At 72.1% G+C, this 19961-nt stretch carries 17 protein-coding genes; 9 read left to right on the top strand and 8 right to left on the bottom strand.

The window, feature by feature from the left end:
* The first annotated feature begins 85 nt into the window (after positions 1–85).
* Positions 86–1222, top strand: a complete 1137-nt coding sequence (locus ABEA10_RS08685; protein ID WP_345459847.1) for an FAD-dependent oxidoreductase — start codon at positions 86–88, stop codon at positions 1220–1222.
* Positions 1223–1300: 78 nt separating this feature from the next.
* Here ABEA10_RS08685 and ABEA10_RS08680 read toward each other — a convergent pair whose 3' ends face one another.
* A complete protein-coding gene (locus ABEA10_RS08680) occupies positions 1301–2818 on the bottom strand; it encodes a serine/threonine-protein kinase (protein WP_345459844.1) in 1518 nt (505 codons plus the stop codon).
* Positions 2819–2951: 133 nt separating this feature from the next.
* Here ABEA10_RS08680 and ABEA10_RS08675 point away from each other — a divergent pair, with 133 nt between their 5' ends.
* Positions 2952–3290 carry a HEAT repeat domain-containing protein gene (locus ABEA10_RS08675; RefSeq protein ID WP_345459841.1) on the top strand — a complete coding sequence of 113 codons (339 nt, stop codon included), beginning with the start codon at positions 2952–2954 and terminating at the stop codon, positions 3288–3290.
* A gap of 71 nt (positions 3291–3361) precedes the next feature.
* Here the strand turns inward: ABEA10_RS08675 and ABEA10_RS08670 are convergent, their stop codons facing one another.
* Positions 3362–4243 (bottom strand): esterase/lipase family protein, encoded by an 882-nt coding sequence (locus ABEA10_RS08670; protein WP_345459838.1) that lies wholly within the window; start codon positions 4241–4243, stop codon positions 3362–3364.
* Positions 4244–4479: 236 nt separating this feature from the next.
* Here ABEA10_RS08670 and ABEA10_RS08665 point away from each other — a divergent pair, with 236 nt between their 5' ends.
* The gene (locus tag ABEA10_RS08665; protein ID WP_345459835.1) at positions 4480–5193 is read left to right on the top strand and encodes a maleylpyruvate isomerase family mycothiol-dependent enzyme; all 714 of its coding nucleotides are present in this window, start codon (positions 4480–4482) and stop codon (positions 5191–5193) included.
* Between the two features lie 65 nt (positions 5194–5258).
* A complete protein-coding gene (locus ABEA10_RS08660; protein WP_345459832.1) occupies positions 5259–5597 on the top strand; it encodes an MmcQ/YjbR family DNA-binding protein in 339 nt (112 codons plus the stop codon).
* 55 nt (positions 5598–5652) lie between these two features.
* Here the strand turns inward: ABEA10_RS08660 and ABEA10_RS08655 are convergent, their stop codons facing one another.
* On the bottom strand, positions 5653–6246 hold the full coding sequence (locus ABEA10_RS08655; protein WP_345459829.1) for a TetR/AcrR family transcriptional regulator: 594 nt from the start codon (positions 6244–6246) through the stop codon (positions 5653–5655).
* Positions 6247–6380: 134 nt separating this feature from the next.
* On the opposite strand from ABEA10_RS08655, the gene ABEA10_RS08650 reads away from it, so the two are divergent.
* From ABEA10_RS08650 to ABEA10_RS08635, 4 genes are all read left to right on the top strand, one after another.
* Complete coding sequence (locus tag ABEA10_RS08650) at positions 6381–7316, top strand: SDR family NAD(P)-dependent oxidoreductase (protein ID WP_345459826.1); 936 nt, start codon at positions 6381–6383, stop codon at positions 7314–7316.
* A 415-nt stretch (positions 7317–7731) separates the two neighbouring features.
* On the top strand, positions 7732–9279 hold the full coding sequence (locus tag ABEA10_RS08645; RefSeq protein ID WP_345459823.1) for an alpha/beta hydrolase domain-containing protein: 1548 nt from the start codon (positions 7732–7734) through the stop codon (positions 9277–9279).
* A gap of 126 nt (positions 9280–9405) precedes the next feature.
* Positions 9406–10416 carry a DNA polymerase IV gene (locus ABEA10_RS08640; protein ID WP_345459820.1) on the top strand — a complete coding sequence of 337 codons (1011 nt, stop codon included), beginning with the start codon at positions 9406–9408 and terminating at the stop codon, positions 10414–10416.
* Positions 10417–10507: 91 nt separating this feature from the next.
* Entirely contained in the window at positions 10508–11554 is a 1047-nt protein-coding gene (locus ABEA10_RS08635; RefSeq protein WP_345459817.1) for a magnesium transporter CorA family protein, read from the top strand.
* Here ABEA10_RS08635 and ABEA10_RS08630 read toward each other — a convergent pair whose 3' ends face one another.
* From ABEA10_RS08630 to ABEA10_RS08615, 4 genes are all read right to left on the bottom strand, one after another.
* Positions 11555–12376 (bottom strand): FAD binding domain-containing protein, encoded by an 822-nt coding sequence (locus ABEA10_RS08630; RefSeq protein WP_329253754.1) that lies wholly within the window; start codon positions 12374–12376, stop codon positions 11555–11557.
* Positions 12373–12846 carry a (2Fe-2S)-binding protein gene (locus ABEA10_RS08625; protein WP_345459812.1) on the bottom strand — a complete coding sequence of 158 codons (474 nt, stop codon included), beginning with the start codon at positions 12844–12846 and terminating at the stop codon, positions 12373–12375. Before ABEA10_RS08625 ends, ABEA10_RS08630 begins: the two co-directional genes overlap by 4 nt.
* Positions 12843–15098 (bottom strand): xanthine dehydrogenase family protein molybdopterin-binding subunit, encoded by a 2256-nt coding sequence (locus ABEA10_RS08620; RefSeq protein WP_345459809.1) that lies wholly within the window; start codon positions 15096–15098, stop codon positions 12843–12845. The genes ABEA10_RS08625 and ABEA10_RS08620 overlap by 4 nt, the downstream gene beginning before the upstream one ends.
* A 230-nt stretch (positions 15099–15328) precedes the next feature.
* Positions 15329–18226, bottom strand: a complete 2898-nt coding sequence (locus ABEA10_RS08615; protein ID WP_345459806.1) for a CARDB domain-containing protein — start codon at positions 18224–18226, stop codon at positions 15329–15331.
* 210 nt (positions 18227–18436) lie between these two features.
* On the opposite strand from ABEA10_RS08615, the gene ABEA10_RS08610 reads away from it, so the two are divergent.
* On the top strand, positions 18437–19192 hold the full coding sequence (locus ABEA10_RS08610; protein WP_345459803.1) for an SDR family NAD(P)-dependent oxidoreductase: 756 nt from the start codon (positions 18437–18439) through the stop codon (positions 19190–19192).
* Positions 19193–19216: 24 nt separating this feature from the next.
* Here ABEA10_RS08610 and ABEA10_RS08605 read toward each other — a convergent pair whose 3' ends face one another.
* A complete protein-coding gene (locus ABEA10_RS08605) occupies positions 19217–19753 on the bottom strand; it encodes an EF-hand domain-containing protein (RefSeq protein ID WP_345459800.1) in 537 nt (178 codons plus the stop codon).
* Positions 19754–19961 lie beyond the last annotated feature (208 nt).

Raw genomic sequence — 19961 nt, 5'->3', positions numbered from 1 at the left:
GCCGCGACGGGAGCGCGGCCGGGACGCCCACCGGCTTGCGGGGCCCTGAGAGACTGGCCGCAGGACGCGGCGTGAAGGGGGATCGGTGCGGATCCTGGTGATCGGCGGCGGTGTCGGCGGGCTCTCGGCGGCACTCGCCCTGCGTAAGGCCGGTGCCGAGGTGACGGTGTACGAGGCGCACCCGGCGAGCGGCGACGACATCGGCGCCTTCCTCACGCTCGCCACCAACGGGATGATCGCGCTGGCCCAGGTCGACGCCGCGCGCCCGGTGGCGGACGCGGGCTTCCCGCTCACCTCGATGCGGGTGACCGGCACCGACGGCGCCGCGCTCGCCACCGTGCCGTTGGGCCGCCACGACGAACCGCTCGCCCGCTACCGCTGCCTGCGGCGTGCCGAACTGTGCGCGGCGCTGCGGGCGGAGGTGCTCGGCCGCGGCATCCCCGTACGGCACGGCCGGCGGCTCGTCTCGGTCGACGAGGGGGCGGACGAGGTCGTCGCGCGCTTCGCGGACGGCGACGGCGCCGCCGGTGACCTCCTCGTCGCGGCCGACGGGCTGAACTCCGCCACCCGCGCGGTGGTCGATCCGGACTGCGGCCCGCCGCGCTACGCCGGCCAGCGCGTCTTCTACGGCTACACCACTACCGCGTTCGGCGAGCCCGAGCGGATCGAGATGATCCGCGGCAGCGCCGTCGCGTTCGGCCACGCCGTCTCTCCCGAGGGGGAGACGTACTGGTTCGCCCGGGTCGCCGGGGCCGCGCTGACCGCATTGGAACTCGCCGGCGGCTCGCCGGAGGCGTGGCGTGAGCACCTGCTGCCGCTGCTGCGGCCCGATGCCACCGTGGCCGCGGACATCGTCGCCGCCACCGGCGAGCGGCTGATGGCCACCAACGCCTCGGACCTGCCCCCGGGCGGGCGCTGGCGCACCGCGCGGACGCTGCTCATCGGCGACGCCGCGCACGCCGCCTCTCCGGCGACCGGGCAGGGCGCCTCCATGGCGATGGAGGACGCGGTCGTGCTGGCCAAGGCGCTGCGTGATGCGCCGTCCACGGAGGCGGCCCTGGAGGCGTACGAGCGGCTGCGGCGGCCTCGCGTGGAGCTCAACACGGCCACCAGCGCCCGGCTGACGGCGAGCCGCGCACCCGCCCGGCGGCCCGGCACCGGGCCCGCGGGCGTCCCCGACGAAGAGGTCGTCCGCACGCTCGACTGGTCCACCCCGCTTTAGCGTGTCCTCTCGGTCATCCGGGGGCTCTGCCGGGAGCGGGCGTCAGGCCGGAACTCAGCGCGGGGCCGGGTGCGTCCGTCATCGGTGGTCAGGCCGACGGGTGGCACGAACCAGCAGGGCCAGGGCCGTGAGGATCACCGCGGCGGCCAGCGCGGCGTACAGGCCCGGAGACAGGGAGATGTCCAGGGCGTACCCCATCTTGCGCAGTTCGTCCACGGAGAGCAGGCCGAAGTTCGGGTGCTTGCTGTGCAGGTCCTGCCGCCGGAGGAGGAACCCCGCGACCGAGGCGATCGCCACGCCGCCGGGGACGGCCGCCCAGACGGCCGACAGTCGCGAGGAGAACTCATCGATGATCGCCAGGTTCACCGCGATCACCGCCATGACCAGGACGAGCACCCCCCAGAGCGTCCGCAGCCCGCTGACGCCGACGACGTTGATCGGCACGGATGTTCCCAGTGGCCGCTGGCCGACGTGCGCCCAGGGCAGCAGCGTCGTCACACCGAGGACGACCGCGGCGACCCCCGTCGCGCGTGTCAGGGCCCGGTGGCCACTCCGTGCCCTGTCGCCCACGGTCACCGGCTGGACGGGCGTGTGCGCCTGCGAAGCCGGCCCGTACGCCTGTGGACCCGGTCCGTACGCCTGCGGACCCGGCCCGTGTGCCCGTGGAGCCGGCCCGTACGCCGGAGAGGACGAATCGCCGGACGGCCAGGGGCGCGTGGCGTTTCGCGGGCCTGCCGGCGGCGCCGACACTCGGGCGCCCTCGGTGAGCAGGGTCTCCGGGGCCGCGGCGGATCCTGCTCCGCCCAGCAGCCGGAGCAGGATCTGCCGGGCGGTGGGCCGCCGGTCCGGATCCTTCGCCAGGCACGCGGCGACGATCTCACGCAGAGGCGCGGCCAGCCGGCCCAGGTCGGGTTCCTCATGCAGGATCCGGTGCATCACCGCGGGGATGGACTCCTGCCCGAAGAGCGTGGCGCCGTTCGCGGCGAAGGCCATCGTGCAGCCCCAGGCGAAGATGTCCGCGGCCGGTCCGATGGCGCCGCCGGCGATCTGTTCGGGTGCCATGTACGCGGGCGTGCCCACCACGGCGCTCGACAGCGTGCCGGTGGCGTCGAGCGCACGGGCGATGCCGAAGTCGATGACGCGGGGACCGTCCGTGCCCATGATGACGTTGCCGGGCTTGAAGTCACGGTGCACGACACCGGCCTCGTGGATCGCGGCCAGCGCCGTGACCGTCGCGATGGCGATCCGCTCCAGCGCCGGGCCTTCCGGCTGCGGTCCGCCGGTGATGACGTCGGACAGCGGTGGCCCCTCGACGAACTCGCTGACGATGTAGGGACGGTCGCCGTCCAGGTCGGCGTCGAGGACCCGGGCCGTGCAGAACGGTGCCACGCGCCGGGCGTGCGCGAGTTCGGCCGCGAACCGGGCGCGGGCCTTGGCGTCCCCGCTGAACCGGGCGTGCAGCAGTTTTACCGCCACCGGCTCGCCGCCCGGAGCCTCGCCGCGGTAGACCGCGCCCTGACCGCCCTCCCCGAGGAGCCCGACCAGGCGGTACGAGCCGATCTTCGGGGGATCTTCGGGGCGCAGGGACTGCGGCATCGGACCTCCAACGACGGATGTGACGGAGGTGACAGTATCGGGCGGCAACGGGGCTGTCAGGGAATGTCGTATCCGGCGTTTACCATGCGATGCGTCCGTATCCCGAATTCGTTGTGGACGCGAGGACGACCTGATGACCAACCGGCGCTTCACGCAGGCGCTGGAGTCGATGCGGAGCCCGGACGCGCGGCTCCGGACGCACGGCTTCGACTTCCTGCGTGAGCATGCGGACGCGTACGTGGACGAGCTCATCGCCGAGTTCGGACGAGAACCGGACGACGAGTTGCGCTGCTGGCTCCTGGAGCTGATCTCCGAGGCGCGGTCGCCGCGCGCGCTGGGCGTACTGGCCGGTGAGCTGGAGAGCGACGACGACTCGGTGCGGTTCTGGGCGATCCGCGGGCTGGAGATGCTCGACACCCCGGGCGCGCACGAGGCGCTTGAGCGGGCGCGGGAGGGCGGCTGGATCACCTGAGCGTGGTGCACGGAGGCCGGGGACCCGGGGGCGGGGATCCCCGGCCTCCGTCTGGCGGGGCCGATGGTGGTTCAGCCGTGTGACAGGCAGGTGGTCCGTGAGGCGTGCGCCGGGTCCAGGGCGTTCTCGGTCTCGTGCAGCACGACCGGGTCGAAGGCCATCGCGATGTGCTCGGAGATGTCGGTGGCGCACAGGTTCTGCAGCGTCACGTTGTGCACGCCGCTGCCGCTGAGGAACTGGCCGGAGTACGGCGTGACGACCTCGTCGTACCGGCTGGCGATCACGGTGTAGCTCACGCCGGGCACGGTGTCGCCGCCGGAGTTCAGCCGGGTGAGCAGGTCCGATCCGACGACCTGGTCGGCGCAGGCGGGGCAGGCGGAGTTCAGGATGTCGGTCGCGCCCGGGAACTGCGCCGCCAGCACCGCCAGGCCGTCGAGCGTGGTGCCGTGGTTGGAGGGCGCCAGGCCGACGAGCGTGTGCACCTTGGCCGCGCCGCCGAGGAACTTCAGGTAGTAGCGCGGCATCATGCCGCCCTGCGAGTGCCCGACGATGTCGACCTGCGACGCGCCGGTGGCCGCGAGGACGCCGTCGACGAACGTGGACAGCTGCGCGGCCGAGTCGGCCACGGGCGCGATCGCCCGCAGCACCGGGACGCCGGCCTTCGCCCCGTACGTCAGGGCGAAGACGCAGTAGCCCCGCGACGCGAGGGCGGGAGAGTCGGCGATCCAGTTCACGGTGCCGTCGGCGAACGTGCCGTGCACGAGGACGACCGGTCGCGGGTGAGCGGCGCTCGGCCGGCACGACCAGTCGTTCGCGCCCGGCACGCCGGGTGCGGCGAGGGCCTTCGCGGCGTCGACGGGGTCGGTGGCCTGGGCGGCGGGGCCGAGCAGCGTCGTGCCCAGCAGGGCGGTGGCGGCGACGAGCAGCGACCGTAGTGCGCGGCGGGGCAGCACGGATCCTCCCGGGGGCGAGGGGGAGCAGGGGACGGCGCGCCGAGACTGTGAAGCAGATCACAGGACGGTTACTGACCAGTAAATTAACCCTGTCACGAGGAATTGACCAGCCGGTAACAAGTAACGGTTGAGTAACTCCATCTCCCCGGGCCCTGCGCCGCCGGGAGGCCGGTGTGGGTGTCGGTGCCGGAAGGCGCGATGATTCTGGGGGACCGGCCCCTGCGGGAGGAGAGGCGATGGACGACGTACGCGCGACCCTGGCGGAGGTCGAGGCCGCGAGCGCGCGGCTGACGGCGACCGCGGACAAGCTCACCGACGACGACCTGCGCGCCCCGTCGCGGCTGCCCGGCTGGACCCGCGGGCACGTGGTCGCGCACCTCGCCCGCAACGCCGACTCGTGCTGGAACCTGCTCGAATGGGCCCGGACGGGCGCGATGATCCGGCAGTACCCGGACGACCGGGTGCGCGACGCCGGCGTCGAGGCCAACTCCGGCCGTCCCGCGGCCGAGCTGCGCGCCGAACTGCGCGTCGCGGTCGAGCGGTTCGCCCTCCAGGCCGCCACGCTGCCCGCGAGCGCGTGGCGGTCCACGGTCGCGGCCCGCTCGGGCTGGACGCACCCGGCCTGGTACGTCCTGTACCGCCGCTGGCGGGAGGTCGAGGCGCACCACCTCGACCTGGACTTCGGCTACCGCCACACCGACTGGTCGCCGGCGTACGTCCGGTGGGAACTGGCCGAGACGCTCGAGGCGATCCGGCTCGACGGCGGCCTGGCCGCCGGCCGCGTCCGCGCCACCGACCTCGACGTGGACGTACGCCTCGGCGACGGCCCGGAGATCAGCGCGCCCGGCCACGAGCTGCTGGCCTGGCTCACCGGCCGCGGTGGCGCCTCCGCGGGGTGGCCCGCCCCGCCGCCCTGGCCGGGGCCCGCCGCCCGCTGGCGCGAGTCCTGAGCAAGCCTTCGGCCCGTTCGCCGGTGGACGTACGGCGCGACCCGAGACGACGACAGGAGACGGCAGTGGCCGACCTCGACGATCTGCGCCGCCTGGCGCTCGCCCTCCCCGAGACGGAGGAGGGGACCCACTTCCGGCTGGTGGACTTCAAGGTGCGCGGCAAGGGCTTCGCCGGGCTGCTGCCGAACGGCCGCGCGGGCGTGTCCGTACCGGCCGAGCAGGTGCCCGCGCTGGTCGCCGAGCACGCGGGCCTCACCGAGCTGCGGCGCTTCGACAAGGTCATCGGCGTGGAGCTGGACCTGGGAGAGGTGGAGGAAGGCCTGCTCGGCCGGCTGGTCGAGCTCGCCTGGCGCTCCCGCGCGCCCAAGCGCGTGGTAGCCGCGTGGGAGGCCGGGAGCCGATGACCGAGCGGAAGAGCGCCGTGAGCCGACCGCGGGGCCACCGGCCCTGTGCCGGTGGCTACGCGTGCCCCGTGCCCCGTGCGCCGTAGCGGAGGCCGTCCATGAGCAGGTCGAGGATCCGGCCGGCCTGCTCGCGCTGGGTGGGCTCGGCGGCCATCAGGGAGACGCCGCCGAGACTCGCCACCACGTCGGCGGCGTCGACGTCGGGCCGTATCCGGCCGACGGCGGCCCCGGCCCGCGTGAGCGTCGTGACGGCCTCCGTCAGGCGGGCCTTGCTCTCGGAGAACGGGTTGCCGCCGGAGGCGATGACGGCGCGCAGGGCGTCGGCCATGCCGCGCTTGGCGGTCATGTAGTCGACGAAGCGGTCCATCCAGGTGCGCAGGGCCTCGTCGGGGGGCAGGCTCGCCAGCAGCTCCGCCGTGGCGTCGCACAGGCGCGCGAGCTCCTTGCGGTAGGTGGCCTCCACCAGCGCCTCGCGGGTGGGGAAGTGCCGGTACAGCGTGCCGATGCCGACGCCCGCGTCCTTGGCGATCGCGTCGAGGGTGACCTCCGCCCCGCCGGCCTTCGAGAAGGCGCGCGCGGCGGCGTCGAGGAGGCGGTCGCGGTTGCGCTGGGCGTCAGCGCGCAGCGGTCGGGGGCCGGTGGGCGGCACGGCTCCTCCTCGGGTGGCGCGAATTTGTAAATGGAGGGTCCTCCGCTTAGAGTCGGAGTCATTCGGAGGTTCCTCCGGTTCACATCCTACCGGCCGGGTCCCCGCATCGCAGGACCCGGGGAGACGGAAAGATCATGACGACACGCATCACCACGCCCTTCGGCTTCGCCTCCACGGCCGCCGAAGTGCTGGACGGCGTGGACCTCACCGGCCGCCGCGCCGTCGTCACCGGCGGCGCGTCCGGCATCGGCATCGAGACCGCGCGGGCGCTGGCCGGCGCCGGAGCCGAGGTCACGCTCGCGGTCCGGCGCCGCGACGCCGGAGAGCGCACCGCCGAGGACATCATCGCGACCACCGGCAACAAGCAGGTCCTGGTCGCCGACCTCGACCTCGCCGACCAGGCCTCGGTGCGGCGCTTCACCGCCGCCTGGGAGGGCCCGCTGCACATGCTCGTGAACAACGCCGCCGTCATGGCCGCACCGGAGACGCGCACGCCCGAGGGCTGGGAGCTGCAGTTCGCCACCAACCACCTCGGCCACTTCACTCTGGTGACCGGCCTGCACGGGGCGCTCGCCGCCGCCGGAGGCGCACGCGTCGTGTCCGTCAGCTCCAGCGCGCACCTGCGGTCGCCGGTCGTCTTCGACGACATCCACTTCCGCGAGCGCGCGTACGAGCCCTGGTCCGCGTACGGGCAGTCCAAGACGGCCAACGTCCTGTTCGCGGTGGAGGCTACCCGGCGCTGGGCCGGCGACGGCATCGCCGTCAACGCCCTGATGCCGGGCAGCATCCGTACCAACCTGCAACGTCACGTCAGCGACGAGGAGATCGAGCGGCTGCGCGCGGCGGCGGGCGGCGGCGCCTCGCAGTGGAAGACCCCTGAGCAGGGCGCCGCGACGTCCGTGCTCGTGGCGGCCTCCCCGCTGCTCGACGGGGTGAGCGGGCGCTACTTCGAGGACTGCGAGGAGGCCGGGCCCAACCGGCCCGGCACCCGCTACGGCGTCGCGGCCTACGCCCTCGACCCGGAGGCGGCCGAGCGCCTGTGGCAGGTCAGTGTCGACACTCTCGGGTGAAGACGGAGTGCGGCCCCGTGGGTGTTGCACGTCGACCTCGACCAGTTTCTGGTCGCGGTGGAGGTGCTGCGCCGCCCGGAGCCGCGCGGCCTCCCGGTCGTCGTCGGCGGCCGGTGACGTCCTGGACGGCATGGACCTCGCCGGCCGCCGCGCCGTCGTCACCTGCGGCGCGTCCGGCATCGGCGTGGAGACGGTGCGGGCGTCCATCGCCGATGCCGTCTGACGGGCCGGGCACACGTACCACGGCGGTCCGGCATCTGGGCCGTGGGAGGCCGACTCCGGCCGTCTCGGCTGAGGGGTTGAGGTCTCTCGAATCGAATTCTAGTATCCAGATCCAGAATTGGTCTTCCGGTCCGGAAGCATCACCGATGTGACATGCCACGGGGGCGGCTCTCACGCTGGAGAAAGGACGAGCATGGCCGCTCTAGGCACCCGACGGCGCAGACGCACCCTCATCGCCCCCATGGCCGTGGCGCTCGTCGCGGGTCTCGCCGCCGCTCCCACGACCGCCTCGGCGGCTCCCGCCGGAGTTCCACACGCGCCGGCGGGCACGCCGCCGACGACCTCGCCCGGTGCCGGCCCGGCGAAGATCACTGGTCCGGTCCCCTCGGCCGCCAAGCCGGGCGACCCCTCCCACGACTATGTCTTCTACTCGACGCCGTACGACCTGAAGAAGGCCGGCTATGAGGAGCAGGAGTTCTTCATCTCCGGCACCGCCACCCGCTACAACCCCAACCCGACGGCCGACGAGCAGAAACAGCCGGCCACCGCGATCGGTACGGCGCCGTACACGACACGCATCGTCGTGCGGCGCCCGGTGCGACCGTCGAAGTCGGCCGGCACCGCCGTCGTGGACTGGCAGAACGTCACCGCCGGCCACGACATCGACACCGAATGGGGGACGAGCGGCGACTACTTCGTCCGGCACGGGTGGACCTGGATCGGCGCGTCGGTCCAGCACGTCGGGGTGAACGGCGCCACCTCGGGAGCCACCGCGAATCTCGGCCTCAGACAGTGGAGTCCGAAGCGGTACGGCGCGCTCGACGTGACGGCCGGCGGCACCGTGCTGGATGACTCGCAGTCCTTCGACATCTTCACGCAGATCGCCGAGCTGGCCAAGGGCCGTGGACGGCAGAACCCGCTCGCCGACCTGGGCATCTCCGAGGTGTACGCGGGCGGCGCCTCGCAGTCCGGACGGTATCTGGGCATCTACTACAACACCGTGCAGCCGCTGCGGCACGTGTACGACGGCTTCCTGTTCGCCCTGTCCGACAGCTCGTTGCCGCCGCGCGACGGTGTCGGCACCAAGGCGATGCGCGTCTTCACCGAGAACGACATCTACCGTGGTTCGGGGGTGCCGAGCCAGACCGTCCCCGACACCTCCACCCTCCGGACCTGGGAGATCGCCGGTGCCTCGCACGTCCCGGCGTACGCGACCGGCACCGACGCGGGCGACTTCCGTACGACTCTGGGCGCCATCCAGGATCGGGAGTTCGGGCCGGCGCCGCCGACGGACTGCACGAACCCGGGGCCGAGTCAGGTCGAGTCGTGGACGGTCTTCCACGCGGCGTACGACGCACTCGACCGGTGGGTGCGCGACGACGTCGCACCGCGTACGGCACAGCCGCTCGCCATCATCGATCCCGGCCCGCCCGCGAACCTCGCCCGCGACGCGAACGGCATCGCCCTGGGCGGCATCCGGCTGCCCGACGTCGAGGTCCCGGTCGGGCTCAACGACGGCATCAACTCCCCGGCCAGCCTGGACAACCCGCTGAGCTCCTTCTGTGTCCTGTACGGGACGCACCGGGACTTCACCGCGGCCCAGCTCGGCACGCTCTACTACAGCGACTCCGACTACCGGCGGCAGGTGGACGACGATGTCCGTCTCCTGGAGGACCAGCACTTCGTCCTGCCCGAGGACGGTCACGTCTTCACCGACGCGGCCCGTCACCGTCACGTCTGAACGCCGGATCCGGCCCGCCGGCGGCACAGGCCGCCGGCGGCGCCGGGTGCCACCGGCCGCCGGGGGAACGCCGAGCGCCTGTGGCAGGTCGACACTCTCGGGTGAAGATGGAGTGTGGCCCCGTGGGTGTTGCACGTCGACCTCGACCAGTTCCTGGTCGCGGTGGAGGTGCTGCGCCGCCCGGAGCTGCGCGGCCTTCCGGTCGTCGTCGGGGGCGACGGTGACCCGGCCAAGCGCGGCGTGGTCAGCACGGCCTCCTACGAGGCGCGGACGTTCGGCGTGCACTCCGGACTGCCCCTCCGTACGGCCGCGCGACGCTGCCCCGGCGCGGTGTTCCTGCCGGTCGACCGGCCCGTGTACGAGGCGGCGTCCGCGGAGGTGATGGCGGTCCTGCGGGCGTACGGCGCGGTCGTCGAGGTGCTCGGCTGGGACGAGGCGTTTCTGGCCGTCGACACCGATGATCCGGAGGCGGACGCCCGCGAGATCCGCCGCCGCGTCCACGCGGCGACCGGCCTCGACTGCAGCGTCGGGATCGGGGGCAACAAGCTCCAGGCGAAGGTCGCCACCGGCTTCGGCAAGCCCGGCGGGATCTTCCGGCTGACCGGCGAGACGTGGCTCGACGTGCTCGGCGACCGGCCGTGCGACGCGCTGTGGGGGATCGGGCGCAAGACCGCCCGGCGGCTCGCCGCGCTGGGCATCGGCACCGTGCGGGGGCTCGCCGAGACCGACCCGGACGCGCTGGCCGCGCGGTTCGGCCCGGCGACCGGGCCGTGGCTGGTCCGGATCGCACGGGGCGAGGACTCCTCGCCGGTGAGCGCCGCGCCGCACGTCGCGCACTCGCGTGGCCGGGAGACCACCTACCAGCGCGACCTCGACGACTGGGCCGAGGTACGCGCGGAGGTGGCGCGGCTCGCGCGGCGGGTGGCCGAAGAGGTCGCCGCCGACGGGCGCCGGGCCGTCCGGGTCGTGGTCAAGGTGCGGTACGCGCCGTTCACGACCCGGACGCACGGCCGGACGCCGCCCGCGCCGACCGCCGAGACGGACGCGGTCGAGCGCGCGGCGCTCGACGCCCTCGACGGTTTCACCCCGGACCGGCCGGTCCGCCTGCTGGGCGTACGGGCCGAACTGGAGCGGTGAACCGCACGCCGGGCCGACCCGTCCTACCGGTACCGAAACGTGCTTGGCATGATCGGGCATGGGACGGCGGGGTCGAAGGAGCGTGATCCGGATGCGCGTTCGCCTGATCACCGGGGACGGGGCCGAGGATCGCCGCGCCGAGGAGCTGCCGGCGCTGCTCCGCGGCGAGGAGGGGCTGGTCTGGGTCGACATCCCGGCATGCGACGAGGAGGCCGCCCACGCGCTGTCGGAGGTGTTCGGCTTCCACCCCATGGCGGTGCGTGAGTGCGTCGAGCGCAACCGCGTACCCAAGATGCACGCCTATCCCGACCACGTCTTCGTCGTCCTGCACACGCCCGAACGCGGCGAGCGCGGCCACGTGCACTACGTCGAGCTCGACCAGTTCGTCGGCAAGAACTACCTGGTCACCGTACACGGCCCGGTCAATCCGGCGGTGCCCCCGGAGGCCGCGTTGCGCGAGACCGGCGCCGTGCTGCGCCGGATCCGGGCGGGCCGGCTGCGCCCCTCCTCGTCGTGGGAGCTGTCGCACGCGATCGTCTCGGCCGTGATCCGCAGCCAGGAGGAGTACGTCGAGACGGTCACCAAGGACGTCTGGCGGCTCGAACAGCGGGTCACGGGCGGGCAGGTCGGTGACCCGGAGGAGTTTCTCACCGAGCTGTTCCGCGCCCGGCACGGCCTGCTCGCCGTACGGACCATGGGTGCGCTCGGAGCCGCGATCTACGGGCGGATGAAGGCCCTCACGAGGATCTCATCCGCCGGCCGCCCGCTGGTGGCCGACGCGGCCGACCAGCTCGGTCGCGTGCGCGACATGGCCGATAGCGAGCAGGAGTACCTCCAGGGCGTCATCGAGTTCTACCGGACCGTGCTCACGATCAAGTCGACGCTCATCGGCCAGGCGCAGAACGAGGAGGTCAAGCGCCTGACCGAGGCGAGCTACGCGCAGAACGAGGAGCTGAAGAAGATCTCCGCCTGGGCGGCGGTCTTCTTCGCTCCCACGTTCGTCGGCACGGTGTACGGCATGAACTTCGACCACATGCCGGAGCGGCACTGGGTGGGCGGCTATCCGTTCGCCCTGGTCCTGATGCTGGCCGCCTCGATCGTGGCCTACCTGCTGTTCAAGCGCCGCGGCTGGCTCTGATCAGCTCGCGCGCCCGGCCGCCTCCTCCAGGCCACGGCGGGTCAGAACGCGGGCCAGGTGCTTGCGGTAGTCCGGGCTCGCGTTGCGGTCGGCGAACGGCGAGGTGCCCTCGGCCGCCTGGGCCGCAGCGTCCGCGATCGAGGCGCCCTCGGCCAGCGCCCGCTCCGTCGCGGTCGCCCGCAGCGGCGTCGACCCCATGTTGACCAGCCCGACCGACGATCCCTGGACCGCCACCGCCACGATGGCCCAGTCGATGGCCCGGCTCGTCAGCTTCTGGAACGACCAGCCGGGTGAGGCCGGGCGGGGCAGGCGGATCTCGGTGAGCAGCTCGTCGGGCTCCAGGACCGTCTCGAACGGGCCCAGGAAGAACTCGCTCGCCGGGATCTCCCGTACGCCCGACGGGCCCGAGGCGACCAGCGTGCCGTCCAGCGCCAGGACGACGGCGGGCACGTCCGAGGCGGACTCGCCGTGCGCGAGCGAGCCGCCGATGGTGCCGCGGTGCCGTACCTGCGGGTCACCGACCTTGCCCGAGGCGTGCGCGAGCAGCGGCAGCTCCGCCGCGAGCAGCTCGGAGTGCTCCAGGTCGTGGTAGCGGGTGAGCGCGCCGACCGCGATGTGGTCGGCCTCGCCGCGGATGTAGGACAGCTCGTGGACGCGGCCGATGTCGATGAGGTACTCCGGCTGCGCGAGGCGCAGCTTCATCAGCGGCAGCAGCGAGTGCCCGCCCGCCAGGATCTTGGCCTCGTCGCCGTACTCGGCGAGGAGGCTCACCGCCTCTTCCGCCGAACCCGCGCGCCGGTAGTCGAACTTCGGGGGGATCATCGCGCACCCTCCGTGCTCTCGGCGGCCGACATGATCGCCCGGACGATGTTGTGGTAGCCGGTGCACCGGCACAGGTTGCCCTTCAGGGCCGCCCGCACCTCGTCCTCGCTCGGGTGCGGGTTCTCGCGCAGCAGCGACGTCGCGGCCATCACCATGCCGGGGGTGCAGAACCCGCACTGCAGAGCGTGGTGCTCCCGGAAGGCGCGCTGCACCGGGCCCATCTCGCCCTCGTCGCCGCCCAGGCCCTCGAGCGTCTGCACCTCGTCGCCGTCGACCTGCGCCGCGAGCACGGTGCACGACTTGACCGACTCGCCGTTGACCAGCACGGTGCACGCACCGCAGGTGCTGGTGTCGCAGCCGACGTTGGTCGCGGTGAGGCCGACCACGTCCCGCAGGTGGTGGACCAGCAGCGTGCGGTCCTCCACCTCGTGGCTGGTCTTCTCGCCGTTGACAGTGATCGTCACGTTCACTGGGCGGTCCTCGCTTCGTTGATCGCGGTCCAGACGCGTTCGGGTGATGCCGGCATGTCGATGTGCCGTATCCCGAGATGGCCGAGCGCGTCCACGACGGCACTCTGCACGGCGGGCGTGGAGCCGATGGTCCCGGCCTCGCCGATGCCCTTCACGCCCAGTGGGTTCACCGTCGTGGGCGTCTCCATCGGCACCAGTTCGAAGCTCGGCAGCTCGGCGGCGCTGATGAAGGTGTAGTCGAGCAGCGTGGCGGTCACCGGGTTGCCGTACTCGTCGTAGGCGACCTCCTCGAACAGGGCCTGCGCGGCGCCCTGGGCGATGCCCCCGTGGCGCTGGCCCTCGGCGAGGATCGGGTTGACCACCGGTCCGGCGTCGTCGACGGTCACGTGCCGTACGAGCCGTGGCCGGCCGGTCTCCATGTCGACCTCGACGACCGCGACGTGCGCGCCGAACGGGAACGTCGACTGGTCCGTGGCGAACGTCGTGTCGGCGGACAGCCCGTCCGGCCCGGCGCGCTCGGCGAGCTGCGCCCAGGGCACTCCCCGGCCCGGCACGCCGCGTACCGTCCACGTGCCGCTCTCCAGGTCCAGTACGAGGTCGGCCGGGTCGGCCTCCATCTCCTCGGCGGCCAGCTCGCGCGCCCGCTCCTTGATCTCCACGGCCGCGTTGTGCACGGCGGTGCCGCCGAGCTGGAGGGACCGGGAGCCGAAGGTGCCGACGCCCTCGGTCAGCACGTCGGTGTCGCCGTGCCGCACGGTGATGCGGTCCATCGGGATGCCGAGCTCGTCCTGGACGAGCATCGCCCAGGCGGTCGCGTGGCCCTGCCCGTGCGGCGAGCTGCCGGTCCAGACGGTGACCGTGCCGTCGGGGTGCACCGAGACCCGGGCGGTCTCGCCCGCCTCCGGGCCGCCTCCGGTGATCTCCACGTAGGCCGAGACGCCGATGCCGAGCTGGATCGGGTCGTCGCGCTCACGGCGGCGCCGCTGCTCGGCGCGCAGTTCGTCGTAGCCGGCGGCCTCCAGCACGGTGTCCAGCGCCTTGGCGTACTCGCCGGTGTCGTAGGTCGCCCCGGTCGGCGTCTGATAGGGGAACTTGTCGGGTGCGACGAAGTTGCGCCGGCGGACCTCGGCGGGGTCCATGCCGATCTCGGCGGCGAACAGGTCCATCGCCCGCTCGATCGCGGCGGTGGCCTCCGGACGGCCCGCGCCGCGGTAGGCGCCGATCGGCGTCGTGTTGGTCACGACGCTGCGGAAGGCCGTCTCGACGCGCGGCAGGTCGTACACGCCGGTGGCCATGAGCATCGTCAGGAACGGCAGCATGCCGCCCATGCGGACGTACGCGCCGCAGTCCTGGACGATGTCGAGCCGGTAGGCCTGGACGCGGCCGTCGCGACCGCCGCCGATCGTGATGGTCTGCAGCTGCCCGCGGCCGTGCGACATGGCCATGAGGTTCTCGTTGCGCGTCTCGACCCAGCGCACCGGCCGGCCGGTGCGGCGCGCGGCCCAGCCGACCACGACCGTCTCCCGGTCGGCGCCGATCTTGGCGCCGAAGCCGCCGCCGACGTCCGGCGCGATGACCCGGACCGCCTCCTTGCCGAGGCCGAGCCGCCCGGTCAGCTCGTCGCGGACCCCGTGGACGTTCTGCGTGCTGGACCAGAGCGTCAGCCGGTCGTCGGCCCACCGCGCGGCGGCCGCCCGGACCTCCAGCGGGGCCGCGGCCACGCGCTGGTTGACGATCGTGCGCTCGACGACGACCTCGCAGCCGGCGAAGGCCTCGTCGTCGAACTCCTTCGCGCCGCCCTTGGCGAGGACGTTCGTGCCCTTGTCGGGAAAGAGCAGCGTCTCGTCGGTGAGGGCCTGCGGGATGCCGACGACGGCGGGCAGTTCGTCGTAGTCGACGCTGACCAGCTCGGCGACGTCCTCACCCTGGTAGTGCTCCTCGGTGAGGACGATCGCGACCGGCTCGCCGACGAAGCGCACGACGTCCTTGGCGAGCAGGGGTTCCGCGCCGGCCGAGGGCTCCGGGAGGTCGTCGAGGTCGTCCGCGGTCAGCACGGCGACCACACCGGGTTCGTCGAGTGCCGCGGAGACGTCGATGCCGGTGATCCGCGCGTGGGCCATCGGACTTCGCACGAACGTGGCGTACGCAGCGCCCTGGAGCTCGGGCAGCCGGAGATCTTCGAGATAGCTCGCGCCGGTGGTGAGCAGGCGCGGATCCTCGGTACGCACGACGCGCGTGCCGACAATGCTCATAACCCCTCCGAGGTCAAGGGCCGGATTGACCACATCCTATGAATCGCGACATCGAGCGCGAAAACGGGTGTGGCGTGTCTTGGCGATCATTCCACTGGCCGGGGCGGCACGGCCACCATTCCACGCCGCGTCCGGCGAACGCGGGCCTCTCGGTCCCTCATCGGTACAGCGATCGTCGGCAAGCGCACGGCCCCGGCGCCTCGAAAGGTGCCGGGGCCGTCCGCCTCTCCTTACTGGACGTTGATCGTGAAGGTCGACGTCGTGTTGCGAATGTCGACGGCGTTGTCGCTCAGCTTGAGGTTGTTGAAGGTGGCCGAGCCGACCGCCGGGCCCTGGCCCGCCTCGGGCAGCTCGTTCGCCCAGATGCCGAAGCCGGACTTGGCGTCGTACGCGTCGCCGCTCTTGTGCGCGCCGGTGATGGTGACGTTGGTCAGGACCGTGTCGGTGACCGGGTTCAGCGCCCGGCCGCCGCTGTAGTCGGTCTGGAACATGATCCCCGAGTACGTCGGGTCGACGATGTCGACGTCGTTGACCCGGATCGCGCGGAACTGCTTCGAGGCCGAGAACATCCAGATGCCCGGGAAGGTCTGCGCGCCCCAGAAGTGGCCGCCGGCCCGGACGATCGAGATGTTGCCGAACGTCGTCGGGTCCGGCCCGAAGTCCTCCATCGGGTAGCCGAAGTCCAGCGAGCTGATCGTGATGCCGGAGTAGGTCAGCGTGTCGGCGATGTAGACGTTCTTGACGGTGTTGTCCTGACCGCCGTACACGGCGACGCCCGCCGCGCGCCACGGCAGGATCGCCGTGAGGTTCTGGAAGACGTTGTTCTTCTCGCCGGTGCCGCCGGAGTCGGTCGCGGCGAACAGCGCGAAGCTGTCGTCGCCGGTCGTACGGGCCTCGTCGTTGGACACCAGGTTGTCCGAGCTGCCGTTGGTCATGTTGACGCCGTCGGCGAAGGTGTCGCGGATCCGGTCGTTGGTGATCGTCATGTGGTCGGTGTTGTTGCCCCAGTACATGCAGACCATGTGCTCGACCCAGATGTTGTCGATCGTGTCGTTCGCGACGTTCTGCAGGTCGAACACCTTGCCCGGCCCGTCGATGCGCGAGGTGTAGTTGCCGAAGTAGGCGAACCCGGAGAACGTCGAGCCGTTCGCCGACGCATCGGCCCGGATGCCGATGTCGGTGTTCTCCTGGCCGGTCGGCGCCTGGAACTGCGTGTACCAGGGGCCCGCGCCGACCATCTTGATCGCCTTGCCGTACACCTGGAGCTTGCTCGAGGTCTGGTACGTGCCCGCGGGCAGGTAGACGCCGATGAGGTTCGGGTCCTGCCGGGCCTTGTCCAGGGCGTTCTGCACGTCCTGCTGGGTGAATCCGGCGGGCACCGCGTACCTGCTCGGGTCGGGGTTGGCGATCGGGGAGACCTGCTCGGTGTCGACGAAGTCGATCGAGTAGTACGCGGCCGTGTTGGACGCGTCCTTCTGCAGCCGGATCCTGCTGCCGGCCGGGACCGTGGTGCCGAGCATCACGTGCGCCTCGTCGTAGATGTGCCGGGGCGTCGAGCTCGGCGCGTTGTTCGGGTTGGTCTCGTCGCCGTACAGCCAGGCGAAGTGCGAGGTCAGGTCGATCGCCTTGAGGAACGTCCCGTTGACGTAGACGTCCAGCGTCGCGTTGATCCCGCCGCCGCCGGAGGCGTCCGGCATGGCGAACCGCGTCACGAGCGTGTTGGTGCTCGCCTTGGTGGTGAACTCCACGCTCGCGCCCGTGCTCGCCAGCTTGACCGCGCGCCGGCCGGAGGCCTCACCGGCGAGGTCGCCGATCGTACGGTTCGGGCCGACGATCGTCGCGCCCCCGGCCAGGACGCCGTCCTCGGCCTCGTAGGCGTCGTAGGGCATGTTCGCGCCGCGGCCGACGAAGAACGGCGTCGTGCTCGTGTTGTTGGCCCGCTTGACCGGCAGCTCGTTCGGGTCGTCGGCGAGAACGGTCTTGACGGTGTACCTGCCGTTCGCGGCCGTCCACGAGCCGAGGGTGACCGGTGCGGCGGTGGCGCCCGCGGCGATCGTGCCGCTGACCGAGCCGGTGAACGTCTTGACGACGGAGTCGTCCGCGTCGAGCAGCGAGAGCGTGATGCCGTGCGAACCGGAGCCCGAGGCGACCGTGCCCTGGTTCCTGACCGTGACGCTGAACGACACGTTGTTGCCGCTCGCCGGGTTGCCCGGGGTCCAGCTCACCGCCGAGGCGACCAGGTCGGAACTCGCGACGGGCGAGACGACCAGGGACGCCGGGTCCGTGTAGGCGTTGTTGTTCTCATTCAGCTCCAGGACGCCGTCGGCCTCGTCGACCTTGCCGGCGAGCTGGTACGTCCCGGCGCTCCGTGTCCCGATCGAGGCGGACACCGACGTCGAGGCGCCCGCGGCGATCGCGCCGACCGACGCGGTGCCGACCTTCTGGCCGGACAGGTAGAAGCCGACGTCCGTCGCGTCGGACGCGGCCGTGCCGGTGTTCTTCACCGTGGCCTTGAGGGTGACGGTGTCGGTCTCCACCGGCGAGGCCGGGCTCCACGACATGTCGCCGATGGTCAGGTCGGGGGCCGGGGCCGGGGACCCCATGACCTGCAGCTCGCCGACCTGCCCGCCGGGCGCGCCCGAGTTGCTCGTGAACGTGAGCTGGACGTCGGCGACCGTGGCGGAGACGGGGATCGTCACGGTGTTCGCCCCGTTGTTCGGGTCGAAGGAGTAGCTCTTGGCGCCGACGAGGGTGGTGTAACCGCCGGAGTGCGTCGCCCGGCCGAGCACCGCGACGGTCTGCGTACGGGCGGCCCAGATCGGGTCGGGGTTGAGCTTGATGACGACGGAGCTGATCACGGCCTTCGCGCCGAGGTCGACGCTCAGGGTGGCCGGGTACGCGCCCGGGGCGCTCTCCCAGTACGTGCCGACGTTGCCGTCGTCGGCGTTCGTCTCGACGTAGTCGTACACGTGCGAGGAGGCCGTGATCGGCCGTCCGGCGGCGAGGTTGGTGTCGGCGGAGGTCCGGACGGTGGACGCTGCGGCGGGGCTCGCCAGGCCCAGGGCGGTGAGCAGGCTGATCACGGCGGTGGCGGCGATCAGCCGCAGGCGTGTGCGGTGAGGTCTCATTGCGCCTCTCGTCTGCGACGGCACCGGCCGCGCGCGACCGGCGCTCTGGAGGGGGCACGTGCCTGGGGCAGGCATGTGGGACGCATCACAGAGACTAGATTTACCGACAAGCCAGCGCAATAGAAGAACAAATATCTGCAAAAAGCCGATGTTAGACGGGCTGTCGTACGCTGCCCACGACTTTTTCGCGGACCGAGAGGGGCGTGGCGGATGCCGGAGCGGGTGGCGTTGGTGACGGGTGCGTCGAGGGGCATCGGGGCGGCGACCGCGCGGCGGCTCGCGCGGGACGGGATGGCGGTGGCGATCAACAGCCATCCGGAGGAACGCATGGTCGCCATGGCCGATCGGGTCGCGGCCGGGATCCGCGACGAGGGCGGCCGGGCCGCGGTGTACGTCGCGGACATCGGCGAGGCCGGCGCGGTGGAGGCGATGTTCGGCCGCTGTGAGGAAGAACTGGGCCGGGTCGGTGTGCTGGTGACGAACGCCGCGGTGACCCGGCGTACGGAGTGGACCGACCTCACCGAGGCCGACTGGGACCGGATCCTCGGGGTCAACCTCACCGGCGCGTGGCTGTGCGCGCGGCGCGCCTTCGGCGAACCGCCGGCCGAAGGCGGCGCGATCATCACCGTCAGCAGCGTCCTGGCCCGGGTGGGCGCGGCGGACTCGGTCCCGTACGCCACCACGAAGGCGGGCCTGCTGGGCTTCACCCGCTCGATGGCCCGCGCGCTCGGGCCGGCGGGCGTACGGGTCAACTCCGTGATGCCGGGCGCGATCCGGACCGAGGAGGAGCTGGAGGCCTACCCGGACCAGGAGGCCATGGAGCGCGAGGCCCTGTCCCGCCAGGCCCTCCAGCGCCGGGGCCTGGCCGAGGACATCGCGAACGTGGTGAGCTTCCTCGCCGGCCCCGACAGTGCCTTCATGACGGGCCAGACCGTCTGTGTGGACGGAGGCTGGGTCCTGCACTGACGGGACGCTCGCGAGGCGCGCGGCTCAGCTCACCGGGAGTTCGAAGCGCCCGAACAGCCAGGTGCCGGGTGCCGCCGGGTCGTCGCCGGCCCAGAACTCGGTCCACAGCCGGACGAACTCCTCGTGCGAGAGGTGGCCGTCGCCGTCGAGGTCGAGCAGGTGGAAGACCGCGTCGGTGTCGGTCGGACGGCCGTTCCACGCCTCGATCAGCCGGTTGTACTCCTTGGCGGAGATGCGTCCGTCGGCGTCCTCGTCGACGGCCTCGAACATCACCTCCGCGGTGTCGGTGATCGCGCCGGGCATGCCCCCGAGCCGGTCGACGACCAGCAGCACCTCGTCGAGGGTGACCTTGCCGTCCCGGTCGGCGTCGGAGGCGGCCAGCAGCGTGTCCCACCAGCCCATCATGATCGAGGTCAGCCGGATGCTGCCGTTCGTGCCCCGGATGGCGATCCAGCGGGCGGTCAGGGCCGCGAAGTCGGCCTCCCGGAGTAAGCCGTCGCCGTCGGCGTCCATCGCCTCGAACACCCCGGCGATCTTCTTCCGCTGGAACTCGCTCGCCATGTGATCGGTCCTTCCGGTACGTCCGATGTGCAGGTGAAAGCGCAGCTTCATGGTGGTGACACGCCTTCGCTGCTTCAATCGCCCGCGAGCGCTAACCTTCTTCTCCCTCGGTAACCGGATCGTCACCCAAAGTGGGAGGTCGATTCCGAGACATCCATCTATGCCGGGAACGCGGCCTATCGGGGGAGATGCGGCCTATCGCGGGGAC

Origin of the sequence: Actinoallomurus oryzae (assembly GCF_039541955.1) — a bacterium.
Taxonomy (GTDB): Bacteria; Actinomycetota; Actinomycetes; order Streptosporangiales; family Streptosporangiaceae; genus Actinoallomurus; species Actinoallomurus oryzae.
Note: the sequence above shows the minus strand (reverse complement) of the source record. Positions and strands in the feature narration are given on the sequence as shown.

Coding starts and splice junctions, on each gene's coding strand:
- ABEA10_RS08680 (WP_345459844.1), bottom strand. CDS start 2,818: ATGCCGCAGTCCCTGCGCCCCGAAGATCCCCCGAAGATCGGCTCGTAC.
- ABEA10_RS08675 (WP_345459841.1), top strand. CDS start 2,952: ATGACCAACCGGCGCTTCACGCAGGCGCTGGAGTCGATGCGGAGCCCG.
- ABEA10_RS08665 (WP_345459835.1), top strand. CDS start 4,480: ATGGACGACGTACGCGCGACCCTGGCGGAGGTCGAGGCCGCGAGCGCG.
- ABEA10_RS08650 (WP_345459826.1), top strand. CDS start 6,381: ATGACGACACGCATCACCACGCCCTTCGGCTTCGCCTCCACGGCCGCC.
- ABEA10_RS08645 (WP_345459823.1), top strand. CDS start 7,732: ATGGCCGCTCTAGGCACCCGACGGCGCAGACGCACCCTCATCGCCCCC.
- ABEA10_RS08635 (WP_345459817.1), top strand. CDS start 10,508: ATGCGCGTTCGCCTGATCACCGGGGACGGGGCCGAGGATCGCCGCGCC.
- ABEA10_RS08630 (WP_329253754.1), bottom strand. CDS start 12,376: ATGATCCCCCCGAAGTTCGACTACCGGCGCGCGGGTTCGGCGGAAGAG.
- ABEA10_RS08620 (WP_345459809.1), bottom strand. CDS start 15,098: ATGAGCATTGTCGGCACGCGCGTCGTGCGTACCGAGGATCCGCGCCTG.
- ABEA10_RS08615 (WP_345459806.1), bottom strand. CDS start 18,226: ATGAGACCTCACCGCACACGCCTGCGGCTGATCGCCGCCACCGCCGTG.
- ABEA10_RS08610 (WP_345459803.1), top strand. CDS start 18,437: ATGCCGGAGCGGGTGGCGTTGGTGACGGGTGCGTCGAGGGGCATCGGG.
- ABEA10_RS08605 (WP_345459800.1), bottom strand. CDS start 19,753: ATGGCGAGCGAGTTCCAGCGGAAGAAGATCGCCGGGGTGTTCGAGGCG.